This window comes from Methylobacterium endophyticum (assembly GCF_050591105.1).
Classification (GTDB): Bacteria; Pseudomonadota; Alphaproteobacteria; order Rhizobiales; family Beijerinckiaceae; genus Methylobacterium.
Map to the genome: position 1 here is coordinate 112,262 of NZ_JBNHES010000007.1, position 13,223 is coordinate 125,484.

The 13,223-nt window shown below is 70.4% G+C and carries 8 protein-coding genes and 1 tRNA gene; 5 read left to right on the forward strand and 4 right to left on the reverse strand.

Features of this window, described 5'->3' with window-relative positions; translation table 11 throughout:
• Window positions 1-23: 23 nt before the first annotated feature.
• From ACP56T_RS10340 to ACP56T_RS10350, 3 genes are all read right to left on the reverse strand, one after another.
• Window positions 24-3,590: a PAS domain S-box protein gene (locus ACP56T_RS10340; protein ID WP_430912069.1), complete on the reverse strand. Its 3,567-nt coding sequence runs from the start codon at window positions 3,588-3,590 to the stop codon at window positions 24-26.
• 243 nt (window positions 3,591-3,833) lie between these two features.
• Window positions 3,834-5,246 (reverse strand): type I glutamate--ammonia ligase, encoded by a 1,413-nt coding sequence (gene glnA / locus ACP56T_RS10345; RefSeq protein WP_430912070.1) that lies wholly within the window; start codon window positions 5,244-5,246, stop codon window positions 3,834-3,836.
• A gap of 228 nt (window positions 5,247-5,474) precedes the next feature.
• Window positions 5,475-5,813, reverse strand: coding sequence for a P-II family nitrogen regulator (locus ACP56T_RS10350; protein ID WP_430912118.1), 339 nt, complete (start codon window positions 5,811-5,813; stop codon window positions 5,475-5,477).
• A 217-nt stretch (window positions 5,814-6,030) separates the two neighbouring features.
• Here ACP56T_RS10350 and ACP56T_RS10355 point away from each other — a divergent pair, with 217 nt between their 5' ends.
• Window positions 6,031-7,521: an NAD(P)H-hydrate dehydratase gene (locus tag ACP56T_RS10355; RefSeq protein WP_430912119.1), complete on the forward strand. Its 1,491-nt coding sequence runs from the start codon at window positions 6,031-6,033 to the stop codon at window positions 7,519-7,521.
• Here ACP56T_RS10355 and ACP56T_RS10360 read toward each other — a convergent pair.
• On the reverse strand, window positions 7,514-8,995 hold the full coding sequence (locus ACP56T_RS10360) for a multicopper oxidase family protein (RefSeq protein WP_430912072.1): 1,482 nt from the start codon (window positions 8,993-8,995) through the stop codon (window positions 7,514-7,516). The two genes, ACP56T_RS10355 and ACP56T_RS10360, sit on opposite strands and share 8 nt — an antisense overlap.
• A 168-nt stretch (window positions 8,996-9,163) precedes the next feature.
• Here ACP56T_RS10360 and ACP56T_RS10365 point away from each other — a divergent pair.
• From ACP56T_RS10365 to clpX, 4 genes are all read left to right on the forward strand, one after another.
• Window positions 9,164-9,248: transfer RNA gene (locus ACP56T_RS10365), tRNA-Leu, on the forward strand.
• Window positions 9,249-9,373: 125 nt separating this feature from the next.
• Window positions 9,374-10,762: a trigger factor gene (gene tig, locus ACP56T_RS10370; RefSeq protein WP_430912073.1), complete on the forward strand. Its 1,389-nt coding sequence runs from the start codon at window positions 9,374-9,376 to the stop codon at window positions 10,760-10,762.
• Window positions 10,763-10,912: 150 nt separating this feature from the next.
• Window positions 10,913-11,539, forward strand: a complete 627-nt coding sequence (locus ACP56T_RS10375; RefSeq protein ID WP_430912074.1) for an ATP-dependent Clp protease proteolytic subunit — start codon at window positions 10,913-10,915, stop codon at window positions 11,537-11,539.
• Window positions 11,540-11,744: 205 nt separating this feature from the next.
• Window positions 11,745-13,016, forward strand: coding sequence for an ATP-dependent Clp protease ATP-binding subunit ClpX (clpX, locus tag ACP56T_RS10380; RefSeq protein WP_430912075.1), 1,272 nt, complete (start codon window positions 11,745-11,747; stop codon window positions 13,014-13,016).
• Window positions 13,017-13,223: the final 207 nt, after the last annotated feature.

Here is a 13,223-nt window from a genome sequence, read left to right on the forward strand (position 1 = left end):
GTCCCCGTCTCGGCCGGTCCGCCTCACGCCGCCGTGGCGTAGGGCGAGGCGGCGGCGGCGTCGAGGGCGCGGTCGGCGGCCGAGCGCAGCGTCGCGATCCGGTCGAGGCCGCCGCCGGCAGGGGCCTGCATCCCGGCGCAGACGGCGGAGAGTTCCATGAAGCCGAGCTGCCCGGCCAGGGAGGTGACGGCGTGGGCGTGGGCGCTCAGGTCCTCCTCCGTCGCCTCCGCCGCCCCGAGCAGGGCGAGGCGGCGCTCGATGTCGCGCCGGAACGAGACCAGCATCGCCGCGATCTTGTTGGGGCCGAGCAGGGAGACCAGTTCGGCGAGGGCGTCGCCGTCCAGCACGGGCGGTTCCGCCGTCTCCCGCGCCGGCCCCTCGGCGGCGGCCTCCGGCGGGGAGGGGCAGAGCCGCTCGATGGTGCCGAACAGCGTCGTCCAGTCGATCGGCTTGGCGACATGCGCGTCCATGCCGGCGGCGCGGCAGCGGGAGACCTCCTCGGCCAGGGCATTGGCGGTCAATGCCACGATGGGGGTGGCGTCCCGCGACTCCTCCCGCTCCCAGGCCCTGATCGCGGCGGTGGCGGCGAGCCCGTCCATGGCGGGCATCTGGACGTCCATGAGCACCACGTCGAAGCTCTCCCGGCGAAAGGCGCGCAGGGCCGCCTCGCCGTCCTCGGCGAGGGTCACGCGGTGGCCCTTCTGGGAGAGGACGGTGAGGATGATCTCCCGGTTGATGGCGTTGTCCTCGGCCACGAGGATGCGCCGGCCATGGACCGGGCAGGCTGCGAGCCCCGCCGGCCGGGGGCCTGCGCGCCTGTCCCGCTCGGCGCTGGCGAGGGGCACCCGGAAGCGGAAGGTCGAGCCTTCGCCCGGAACGCTCTCCACGCCGATCGATCCGCCCATCAGCTCGATCAGGCGCTTCGAGATGGAGAGGCCGAGGCCGGTTCCGCCGAAGCGGCGCGCGGTCGAGCCGTCCGCCTGGCTGAAGCGCTCGAACAGGTGGGGGAGCGCGTCGGCCGGGATGCCGATGCCGGTGTCGCTCACCGCCATGAGCAGGTGGCCGTCGGCGTAGCGCGCGCGGATCCGCACCGTGCCCTCGCCGGTGAACTTGATCGCGTTGGTCACGAGGTTGAGCAGCACCTGCCGCAGCCGGGTCGGATCGCCGAGCAGCAGGTCGGGCACCTCCGGGTCGATCTCCGTGGTCAGCGCCACGCCGTCGAGCTTGATCGCCTCGGTGCCGAGGCGGCGGCAGCTCTCCGCCATCTCCCGGAACGAGAACGGTACCCGCTCGATCGCCATCTGGCCGGCCTCGATCTTCGAGAAGTCGAGGATGTCGTTGACGATGGTCAGCAGCGCCCGGCCGGATTCCTGCGCCAGCTCGACGAAATGGCGCTGGCGCGGACTGAGGGCCGGATCGCTCTGGATCAGGTCGTGGACCCCGAGCATGCCGGTCAGCGGCGTGCGCAGCTCGTGGCTCATGTTGGCCAGGAACTCCGCCTTGATCCGCGCGCCCGACTCGGCCGCGACCATGGCCTGCCGGAGCCGTTCCGCCTGCTCGACGCGCTCGGTGACGTCGCGGATCGCGGAAACGACGGTGGAGCCGCTGCCGTCCTCGACGCGCCGGAAGGCGGCCTCGGCCCAGATATGGTGCCCGGCCTTGTGCCGCAGGCGGAAGGTGGCCACGGCGGCGGGCCGCGCGGCGGACAGGCCCTGCGTCGTCGCGAAGACCGTGGCGATGTCCTCGGGATGGATCCAGTCGCGCATGCCGATGCCGCGGGCCTCCTCCAGGCCGTAGCCCAGCATCGTCTCGACGGCCGGCGAGATGTAGGAGCGGCGCCCGTCCGCGTGGCCCAGCACGATCAGGTCCGAGGTGTTGTCGGCGAGCAGGCGGTAGCGGGCCTCGCTGTCCTGGCGCGCCTCGTCGGCGCGCTTGCGGTCCATGATGTTGCGGATCGAGGCGACGAACCCGGAGGGCCGCCCGTCCTCTCCCCGCAGCAGGCGCAGCGACGCCTCCACCCAGATCCAGCGTCCGTCGGCGTGCCGCAGTCGGTTGACGGTCACGGCCCGGCCGATGTCGCCGCCGGACAGCTCGCCGAGGACGCGCCTCAGGCCATCGGCGTCGTCGGGATGGATCATCTCCAGCGGCGAGGTGCCGACGAGCTCGGACGGCTCGTGGCCCAGCAGGTCGCGCGCGCCCGGAGACACGAACAGGCGCCGGCCCGCCAGGTCCATATGCGTGATCATGTCGGTGGAGTTGTCGGCGAGCAGGCGGTAGCGGGCCTCGCTGTCGCGCGCCGCGCGCTCGGCCTCGCGCAGCTCGGTGACGTCGGTGATCGTGCCGAACAGGGCCGTCACCTCGCCGTCCGGGCCCCGTTCGCGGAGCCCGCGCCAGGAGACGTGGCGCAGCGCCCCGTCGCCGCGGACGAGCCGCAGGGCGAGGGTGTGCTCGCCCTGTTGCGCGTCCCTCCCCCGAAGCCAGCGCGCCACCTCGTCCCGGTCGTCGGGATGGTAGGCCGCTACCACCGTCTCCAGGGTCGGAACATGGGTCGCGGGATCGAGCCCGTGGATGTGGAAGACGCCCGCCGACCAGATGATCTCCCCCGTGGCCGGCAGGTAGCGCCAGTTGCCGATGCCGGCGATGGTCTCGGCCAGGGTCAGGCGCGCGTTCACCTGGGAGACCTCGCGCTCCAGGCGCGTGCGCGTGCTGAGCAGCGCCGTGAGCGGCAGCTTGGACAGCACCGTCGCCGCCACGAAGACCTGGAGCACGAGGACCCGGCTCGCGAAGTCGCCCGGAACCAGCATCATCGGCCCCTGGCCGCGGACCGTCGCCACCATGGCCGTGACGGCCACGAGCCCGATTCCAAGCGCGGTGGCGCCGGAGCCCAGGCGCGCCGCGATCAGCCCGAGGGTGGCCATCGGCAGGAACAGCAGCGGATAGCGGCTTTGCAGGAACACGAAGCCGGTGACGGTGAGGAGCGCCGCGAACCAGAGGACGATCTCGAGGCGCTGCTCCGAGCGTGCCAGATGGCGCACGTCCTCGATGCGCAGCATCAGCGCGAGGGGCGTGACCACGAGGAAGCCCAGGGCGTCCGCCGGATACCAGATCGCCAGGACCGCCGCCGCCGGCGCCGCCTTCGCGAATTCCAGGATCAGCGCGGCGCAGCCTCCCGCCACGGCCGGCGTGACGAGCCCGGCGAGCAGGACGAAAACCGTCAGGTGCTCCAGGCGGGACAGGTCGAGATCGGCCTTGAGCCAGCGCCGCAGAGGCACCGCGACGAGAAGCACCTCGAGGAGGTTGCACAGCGCCAGGCCGGCCGCGATCGGCGGCGCGTCCGCCGTGACGAGGTTCGCCGCGAGGTTGCCCGCGCCGCCGCCGAGGACCAGCGCGGGCCAGAGCCGCGTCGGCGTCTTGAGCAGCATCGCGAGCAGGATGGCGTTGGCGATCCAGATCGTGGCGATGCGCTCCGAGCTGCGGGTGAAGGCGATGCCGCCCCAAGCGCTCGCGAACACGAGGAGGGCGGCCAGGAGCGCCCAGCGCAGCGTCGCGGCGCGCGAAGTCCGGGCGCCGTCGCCTGTCCGCCGATCCATCGCACCCGCCACCCTCGCCTGCCTTCCCCGCGCGCGCCGTCAGCCGGCTCCGGGGCGCTCGCTGGCGGTCGTCCGGTCGCTGGGGATGGAGGCCAGCACGGTTGGGTTAACGATGTCTTAAGGCGTGCCTTCGCCGGGTCCGTACGGGGCTTCCTTCGCCGAAACGTGACGGCGCCGGAGCCCTTGGAAGGCTCCGGCGCCGTCGGAAAAGACTGCGCGTCGAGACGCGGCTCCAGGCTCTTCTCAGAGCGAGTAGTACATCGTGAACTCGACCGGGTGCGGGGTCATCTCGTAGCGCATCACTTCGGTCATCTTCAGCTCGATGAAGGAGTCGATCTGGTCGTCGGTGAAGACGCCGCCGGCCTTGAGGAAGGCGCGGTCCTTGTCGAGGCTCTGGAGCGCCTCACGCAGGGAGCCGCACACGGTCGGGATCTTCTTCAGCTCGCGCGGGGGCAGGTCGTAGAGGTCCTTGTCCATGGCCGGGCCGGGATCGATCTTGTTGATGATGCCGTCGAGGCCGGCCATCAGCAGGGCCGAGAAGGCGAGGTAGGGGTTCGCCATCGGATCGGGGAAGCGGACCTCGACGCGCTTGGCCTTCGGGTTCGTCGTCCACGGGATGCGGCAGGAGGCCGAGCGGTTGCGCGCCGAGTAGGCGAGCAGCACGGGGGCCTCGTAGCCGGGCACCAGGCGCTTGTAGGAGTTGGTCGAGGGGTTGGTGAAGGCGTTGAGCGCCTTGGCGTGCTTGATGATGCCGCCGATGTACCAGAGGCACTCCTGCGAGAGGTCGGCATACTTGTCGCCGGCGAAGAGCGGCTTGCCGTTCTTCCAGATGGACTGGTGGACGTGCATGCCCGAGCCGTTGTCGCCGTAGACGGGCTTGGGCATGAACGTCGCCGTCTTGCCGTAGCTCTGGGCGACGTTGTGGATGCAGTACTTGTAGATCTGCATGTGGTCGGCGAGCAGGGTGAGCGTGTCGAACTTCATGCCGAGCTCGTGCTGGGCGCTCGCCACCTCGTGGTGGTGCTTCTCGACCTTGACGCCCATGGACTGCATGGCGGCCAGCATCTCGCCGCGCATGTCCTGCGCCGAATCCTGCGGGGGCACGGGGAAGTAGCCGCCCTTCGTCGCGATGCGGTGGCCGAGGTTGCCGCCCTCGTAGTCGGTGAAGCCGTTGCTGGGCAGCTCGGTCGAATCGAGCTGGAAGCCGGTGTGGTAGGGGTCGGCGCCGAACTTCACGTCGTCGAACACGAAGAACTCGGCCTCTGGGCCGACGAAGATGGTGTCGCCGATGCCCGACGACTTCAGGAACGCCTCGGCGAGCTTGGCGGTGCCGCGCGGGTCGCGGGCATAGGGCTGGCCGGTGGAGGGCTCGAGCACGTCGCAGACGATCGACATGGTGGAGGCCGAGAAGAACGGGTCCATGCAGGCGGTCGCCGGGTCCGGCATCAGCAGCATGTCGGACTCGTTGATCGCCTTCCAGCCGGCGATCGAGGACCCGTCGAACATGGTGCCGTCCGTGAAGATCTCCTCGTCGACGAGGGAGATGTCGAAGGTGACGTGCTGCCACTTGCCGCGCGGGTCGGTGAACCGGAAATCGACGTACTTGACGTCGTTGTCCTTGATGTCCTTCAGGACGTCCGCTGCCGTCTTAGCCATCCTTGGGGTCTCTCCTTGGGTCTCGGCGTTCAGCCGTGGTTCTTTGTCCGCGAGGCGCCGGGGCACGCGCGGGGCATGTCCTGTACAGCGTCGGCCGTGCGGGAGGAACTGGCTAACGCGCGGATCGGCAAGGCTTTGCGAGCCGATTGTCTCGGATCGGCGCGTTTCCGCAGCCTTCCGTGGGCCGGTCCGATGACGAGGCGGTGACGGTCTCGCCGGAAATCCGCCTCAGATGGCGTCCGGGCCGGTCTCGCCGGTGCGGATGCGGATCGCCTCTTCGATGGTCGAGACGAAGATCTTGCCGTCGCCGATGCGGCCGGTCTGGGCCGATTTGCGGATGGCCTCCACCGCGCCCTCCACCAGGGAATCGGGGAGCACGATCTCGAGCTTCACCTTGGGCAGGAAGTCGACCACGTATTCCGCGCCCCGGTAGAGCTCGGTATGGCCCTTCTGGCGGCCGAAGCCCTTGGCCTCGATCACGGTGATGCCCTGGAGGCCGACCTCCTGGAGGGCCTCCTTCACCTCGTCGAGCTTGAACGGCTTGATGATCGCCTCGATCTTCTTCATGCCGGAGGACCCGAACCCACGCTGCGCCATGGGGAATTGGTAGCATCGCGCGCGGGGCTCCGCCACGCCGATTTCCCGGCCCGTCGCAGGAACCTGCTCAGTTCGTCGGCAATCGCCGCACAAGCTTTATGCGGAATGATAGAGAAGGATCGTTGGCGTGGCAGAAGCTGAACGGAGCGCGGGCAGCGGGTCCGAGCCGGCCGGTCCCGCGGGGGCGGTGCTCCTCTCCCCCCGCGCCATGGCGGCGGTGGACGCGGCCGCGATCGCCGGCGGCACCCCCGGCATCGCCCTGATGCGAAACGCCGGCGCCGCCGTGGCGCGGGCGGCGCGAGGGATGGCGCCCGAGGGGGCCCGCGTCCTCGTGGTCTGCGGCCCCGGAAACAATGGCGGGGACGGCGTCGTCGCGGCGCGCCTGCTCGCGCAAGCCGGCCACCGGGTCGACCTGCGGCTGCTCGGGCGGCGCGAGGCGCTTTCGGGGGACGCCGCGCTGGCCGCCGGGGAATGGGACGGGCCGCTGACGGAGGGCGCGGGGGCGGACGATCTCGGCGGCTACGACCTGATCGTGGACGCCCTGTTCGGCGCCGGCCTGTCGCGCGACCTCGACGGGGAAGCGAAGACGCTGGCGGAGCGGATCGGCGCGAGCGGGCGCCCGGTCCTGTCGGTCGACGTGCCGAGCGGGGTCGACGGCGAGACCGGCGCGGTGCGCGGCGCCGCCGTGAGGGCGGATGAGACCGTGACCTTCGTGGTGCCGAAGCCGGGCCACTTGCTGGAGCCCGGCCGCTCCTTATGCGGAAGGCTGCATGTGGCCGATATCGGCACGGGTCCGGCGGCGCTCGCGGCGGGCCTCGCCGCCGGTGCCCCGAGCTACCGCAACGGTCCGGGCCTGTGGGGGACGGCCTTTCCCCTGCTCGGCCCGGAAAGCCACAAATACACGCGCGGGCATGTGCTGGTTCTGTCAGGGCCGCCCTATCGGACGGGGGCGGCGCGGCTCGCGGCGCGCGGAGCGCTGCGCGTCGGGGCGGGGCTGGTGACGCTGGCCTCCCCCGAGGCGGCGCTGCCCGAGAACGCCGCCCATCTCACCGCGATCATGCTGCGCCCCTGCGACAGCGCGGACGATCTCGACGACCTACTCACCGACGAGCGCCTGAACGTGGTGGTCGCCGGCCCCGGCCTGGGCACCGGGGCGGCGACGCGCGACCTCGTGGCGGTCGCGGCCTCCGCCGGGCGCGCGCTGGTGCTCGACGCCGATGCGTTGACCAGCTTCAAGGGCGCCGTGAAGGATCTCGCCGGCCACCTCGCGGACGGCGACGCGCGGGCCGTGCTGACGCCGCATGCGGGCGAGTTCGCCAGGCTCTTTTCCGGCACGGAGGCGGTGGCGGAGGGCATCGGCAAGCTGGAGGCCGCGCGCCGGGCTGCGCGCATCGCCGGCGCGGTGGTCGTGCTGAAGGGGGCCGACACCGTGATCGCCGACCCCGACGGCCGGGCCGCGATCAACGACCACGCCAGCCCCGTCCTCGGCACGGCCGGCTCGGGCGACGTGCTCGCCGGGCTCGTCGCGGGGCTGCTGGCGCAGGGCATGGCGCCGTTCGAGGCCGCCTGCGCGGCGGTCTGGCTGCACGGCGACGCCGGCCTTCGCCACGGCCCCGGCCTGATCGCCGAGGACATCCCGGAGCTGATGCCGGCGGTGCTCGCGGGTCTCGTCAGGTGACGTCGAAGGAGGTCCACAGCCCCGTGTCGAAGCGCTCCATCACGGTGGAGCTGATGAGCCAGCGGCCGGGGTTGTCGGCGAGGAAGGCGATGCGGGCGGTGCGCCCCTCGAGGAGCTGGAAGGTGTCGAGCCAGTAGGGCTCCCAGCCGTCGTCGAGGGGGTGCAGCAGGCGGAAGACATGCCCGTGCAGGTGCACCGATTGCGGGAAGGAGGTGTCGTTGCGGACCGCCAGCACCACCACCTGCCCGCGCTTCACCGAGAACAGCGCGCCCGAGCCCGCGACGCCGCTGGCCCCGTTCACCGCCCAGATCTTCTGGGGGTCTCCGGTGAAGACCGGCTCGGCCTGGGGCGCGTCCTTCGCGACCGTAGCGCCGCCCGTGATGATGATGTCGCGTCGAAACGCGTTCTGGAGCTTTACCTCGGCCGGCAGCAGCTTGTTCTCGCCGATGGGGGCGATGGGGGGCCGCTTCTCGGTGATCGGCGCGCCCTTGGTCACGACGCTGGCGAGGACGAGGCCGCCGCCGACGAGCGCCGTGATCGCGCCCTTGGCGTCCGGCTCGGGGGGCAGGTCGACGATGAGGTCGTAGCGCGAGCCCGGCGCGAAGGGCAGGGTGGCGCGCAGCGGCTCGAAGGTGTCGGTGGGCTGGCCGTCGACCGCCGCGACATAGACCTTCATGCCGTCGAAGCGGATGCGGGTCGCGCGCGCGTTGCAGGCATTGCCGAGCCGCAGCCGGAAGCGGCTGCCGGGCCGCGCCTCGACAGCCTCGGGCACCGGCTTGCCGTTGAGGGTCACGAGGTTGCCGAGCCGGCCCATGGCGGCGGCGAGGGGCACCTGCCCGAACGGCATCAGGGTGCCGTCCTCCTGGAGGCGGACGTCCTGCATCAGCAGAGTCAGGTCGGCATCGACGGAGGGCGGCTTCAGCTCCTCGACCACCAGGAACCCGGCGAGTCCGCGTCCCGAGGGTTCGCTCGATCCGCCGACGACGAGGGGCTTCACCAGGAAGGTGCCGGCATCGGGCGGGGTGAAGGCATAGGTGAAGTCGGCCCCCGGCGCGATCGCCGGCTGCGTGACCCCGCCGACGCCGTCCATGGCGTTCTGGTTGCGCACCCCGTGCCAGTGCAGGGAGAGCGGCTTGTCCGTCCTGTTCTCGACCTTCACCCGCAGGGTCTCGCCGAGCCTGATCCGCAGGACGGGAGGCGCGGCCTTGCCGTCGAAGCACCAGACCGGCGTCTCCGGCGCGGGCTCGGGCTTGAACCGGAGCTTTCCGGGGCCGGCGACCAGGGGCCGGGCCTCCGGCACGCTCGCAGGCGCGGCCGCAGGAGGGGCGGCGGCCGGCGCCTTCGCGGGGGCCGGCTTGCCGGCGGCCTGGGCCAGCGCCAGGCTCGGAAACAGCCCGATCAGGGCGCCGCCGAGGAGCACCCTGCGCGAGGGGCGGGACGACGGTGTCGGGGCGGACGGTCGGGAGGGGGGCATGGCACCTCGGGCGCGCGTCGGGAGGCCGCTTGTAGCGGCGCCGCCCCGGCGGCGCCACAGCGCGCGGGAGGGCAGGGGAATCCGGGTCCAAGTTTTTTGCTGCGGCCTTCGCCGCGCATGGTATAGACCCGCGCTCCGGCGGCCGGGCAGGCCCGATTGCGGACGCTTGCGGGCGTGGCGGAACTGGTAGACGCGCTGGATTTAGGTTCCAGTGTCGCAAGACGTGGGGGTTCGAGCCCCTCCGCCCGCACCAGCGCCTTCCCGACCGCTTCGGCCTTCCTCCTCGCCCGGACGGGATACGGCTGGGCCGCGCCCTCCGAGGCGGCGGCGAGCGAATTCGACGACAACGATCAACGGACGACAGAGCGGACAACGACGATGCAGGTGACCGAGACACTCTCCCAGGGACTGAAGCGCGAGTTTCAGGTGCTGCTGGGTGCCGACGAGCTCGAAAACCGCCTGACGACGGAACTGTCGGCTCTGAAGGACAAGGCGCAGATCAAGGGCTTCCGCCCCGGCAAGGTGCCGGTCGCCCATCTGCGCAAGCTCTATGGCAAGTCCGTGATGGCGGACGTGCTTCAGAACGCCGTCAACGAGGCCAACCAGAAGATCGTCTCCGAGAACGACCTGAAGCTCGCCTTCGAGCCGCGCATCGAGTTCCCCGAGGACAAGGGCGTCGTCGACAAGGCGCTCGATGCCAAGGGCGACATCGCCTTCAAGGTGGCCCTCGAGGTGCTGCCGACCTTCGAGCTCGCCGACCTCTCCGACGTCAGCCTGAAGAAGCTCGTCGCCAAGCCGTCGGACGCCGAGATCGACGAGGCGCTGGAGCGCATGGCCGGCCAGAACAAGCCCTTCGCCGAGCGCGAGGAGGGCGCCGCCGCCGAGACCGGCGACCGCGTCACCATCGATTTCGTCGGCCGCATCGACGGCGTCGAGTTCGAGGGCGGCAAGGCCGAGGGCGTGGACCTGGAACTCGGCTCCGGCAGCTTCATCCCCGGTTTCGAGGAGCAGCTCGTCGGCGCCAAGGCCGGCGAGAGCCGCCTCGTGAAGACCGCCTTCCCCGAGGGCTACCAGGCGGCCCATCTCGCCGGCAAGGACGCCGAGTTCGACGTGACCGTCACCAAGGTCCAGGCGCCGGGCGAGGTCGTCATCGACGACGCCTTCGCCACGGGGCTCGGCATGGAGAGCCTGGAGAAGCTGCGCGAGGCGGTCTCCAACGCCATCGGCACCGATTTCGAGGCGGCGTCGCGCCGCAAGCTCAAGAAGGAGCTGCTCGACGCGCTCGATGCCAAATACGCCTTCGATCTGCCCCCGAGCCTGGTGCACCAGGAGTTCGCCAGCGTCTGGGCCCAGGTCGAGCAGGACCTGAAGACCCGCGGCAAGACCTTCGAGGACGAGGACACCACCGAGGAGAAGGCCCAGGCCGAGTACCGCAAGATCGCCGAGCGCCGCGTCCGGCTCGGCCTGGTGCTTGCGCAGGTCGGCGAGAGCGCCGATATCAAGGTTTCCGACGAGGAGGTGAACCAGGCCCTCATCGCTCGGGTCCGGCAGTTTCCGGGCCAGGAGCAGCAGGTCTGGGACTTCTATCGCAAGAACGCACAGGCGCTGGCCGAGCTTCGGGCGCCGCTGTTCGAGGAGAAGGTCGTCGACCACGTCCTCGGTCAGGTCACGCTCGTCGAGGAGCCCGTCTCGAAGGAGGCGCTCTTCGCCGACGAGGAGGACGATGCCTCGGCCGATGCCGACAGCAAGGCCGACAAGGCCGAGTAAACCCGCCCCGTCATTCGGGCACTGCCTCGGTCGAGGGCGGCGGGCACATGTGAGGCGGCGTTAAGCGTCGCCGTGTTTCGCTGAACGTGCCCGGCCCTGCGTGATTCGCGGGGCCGGGTCCCTTCGAGCCTAAGGGGCAGGATCAGGATGATGAGAGACCCGGTCGACTACTTCCACAACTCGCTCGTGCCGATGGTGGTCGAGCAGTCGAGCCGCGGCGAGCGTGCCTTCGACATCTATTCCCGCCTGCTGCGCGAGCGAATCATCTTCCTCACCGGGCCGGTCGAGGACCAGGGCGCGTCGCTCATCGTGGCGCAGCTCCTGTTCCTCGAGGCCGAGAACCCGAAGAAGGAAATCTCCTTCTACATCAACTCCCCCGGCGGCGTCGTGACCTCGGGCCTGTCGATCTACGACACCATGCAGTTCATCCGCTGCCCGGTGACGACGCTCTGCGTCGGCCAGGCCGCCTCCATGGGCTCGCTGCTGCTCTGCGCCGGCGAGGCTGGGCACCGCTTCGCCCTGCCGAACGCGCGCATCATGGTCCACCAGCCCTCCGGCGGCTTCCAGGGCCAGGCCACCGACATCCTGATCCACGCCCGCGAGATCGAGGCCCTCAAGAAGCGCCTCAACGAGATCTACGTGAAGCACACGGGCCGCGACTACGAGACCATCCATCAGGCGCTGGAGCGCGACAACTTCATGACGGCCGACGCCGCCAAGGAGTTCGGCCTCATCGACGAGGTGCTCCAGAAGCGGCCGGAGCCGGCCGCCGCGTGACCATCGACGGCCCGCGCGGCGCATCCCGCGCCGTGCGGCCACGCGTCCGCCTTGAATCCGACGCGGCAGCGTGTTTGCATGGCCGCTTGTGTCGAAACACCGCGAGGTGTGGCCGCAGGTGACTGTTTCTTTAGGCGGGCATCCTTACGTTTGAACGATGCGCGCGTGCCCCTGGCCGGCGCGTGCGCACGAATCGGAGACCGATATGAGCAAGGCTGGCGGCAACGACTCCAAGAGCACGCTGTACTGCTCGTTCTGCGGCAAGAGCCAGCACGAGGTCCGCAAGCTGATCGCGGGCCCGACGGTGTTCATCTGCGACGAGTGCGTCGAGTTGTGCATGGACATCATCCGCGAGGAGTCGAAATCCTCCCTCGTGAAATCCCGCGACGGCGTCCCCACCCCGAAGGAGATCCGCCGCGTCCTCGACGATTACGTCATCGGCCAGGACTTCGCCAAGAAGGTCCTCTCGGTCGCGGTGCATAACCACTACAAGCGCCTCGCCCACGCGACGAAGCACAACGACGTCGAGCTGGCGAAGTCGAACATCATGCTGATCGGGCCGACGGGCTCGGGCAAGACGCTGCTCGCGCAGACGCTGGCCCGCATCCTCGACGTGCCCTTCACCATGGCCGACGCGACGACGCTCACCGAGGCCGGCTATGTCGGCGAGGACGTCGAGAACATCATCCTCAAGCTGCTCCAGGCCTCCGACTACAATGTCGAGCGGGCGCAGCGCGGCATCGTCTACATCGACGAGATCGACAAGATCTCCCGCAAGTCCGACAACCCGTCGATCACCCGCGACGTCTCGGGCGAGGGCGTGCAGCAGGCGCTCCTGAAGATCATGGAGGGCACCGTCGCCTCCGTGCCTCCGCAGGGCGGCCGCAAGCACCCGCAGCAGGAGTTTCTCCAGGTCGACACCACGAACATCCTGTTCATCTGCGGCGGCGCCTTCGCGGGGCTGGAGCGGATCATCTCCCAGCGCGGCAAGGGCACCTCGATCGGCTTCGGCGCGAGCGTGCAGGCCCCCGACGACCGCCGCACCGGCGAGATCTTCCGCTCGGTGGAGCCCGAGGACCTGCTGAAGTTCGGCCTCATCCCCGAGTTCGTCGGCCGCCTGCCCGTACTGGCGACGCTCGAGGACCTCGACGAGGTCGCCCTCAAGCGCATCCTTCAGGAGCCGAAGAACGCGCTCGTCAAGCAGTACCAGCGCCTGTTCGAGATGGAGAACGTCGACCTCACCTTCCAGGAGGAGGCGCTCTCCCTCGTCGCCCGCAAGGCCATCGAGCGCAAGACCGGCGCGCGCGGCCTGCGCTCCATCCTGGAGACCATCCTGCTGGAGACGATGTACGACCTGCCGGGTCTCGACTCGGTCGAGCAGGTCGTGATCGGCCCCGAGGTGGTCGAGGGCAAGTCGCGGCCGCTCTACATCCACGGCGACCGCAACAAGGAAGCGCCGGCGAGCGTCAGCGCCTGAACGAGAGGACGGGCGCCCGATCCCGGATCGGGCGCTCCGGTGACGGGCCCCGGCCCCGCCGCTTGAAACCGGCGGGCTCGGAGACCACTTCAGGTTCAGCCCGGTGGCCCTACGCTCCCTTCGAGGTGCGGTGCCGGGCCACCAGCCGCAAAAGTCTTTTTCAGACGCGTCCCGACCCTCGCGGCCCGGTCGGCCCCTGGCAGGATG

Bases quoted from the DNA above. Each gene is read 5' to 3' on its own strand.
- glnA (WP_430912070.1), bottom strand. From the start codon at position 5,246: ATGGCTAAGACGGCAGCGGACGTCCTGAAGGACATCAAGGACAACGAC.
- ACP56T_RS10375 (WP_430912074.1), top strand. From the start codon at position 10,913: ATGAGAGACCCGGTCGACTACTTCCACAACTCGCTCGTGCCGATGGTG.
- tig (WP_430912073.1), top strand. From the start codon at position 9,374: ATGCAGGTGACCGAGACACTCTCCCAGGGACTGAAGCGCGAGTTTCAG.
- clpX (WP_430912075.1), top strand. From the start codon at position 11,745: ATGAGCAAGGCTGGCGGCAACGACTCCAAGAGCACGCTGTACTGCTCG.
- ACP56T_RS10360 (WP_430912072.1), bottom strand. From the start codon at position 8,995: ATGCCCCCCTCCCGACCGTCCGCCCCGACACCGTCGTCCCGCCCCTCG.
- ACP56T_RS10350 (WP_430912118.1), bottom strand. From the start codon at position 5,813: ATGAAGAAGATCGAGGCGATCATCAAGCCGTTCAAGCTCGACGAGGTG.
- ACP56T_RS10340 (WP_430912069.1), bottom strand. From the start codon at position 3,590: ATGGATCGGCGGACAGGCGACGGCGCCCGGACTTCGCGCGCCGCGACG.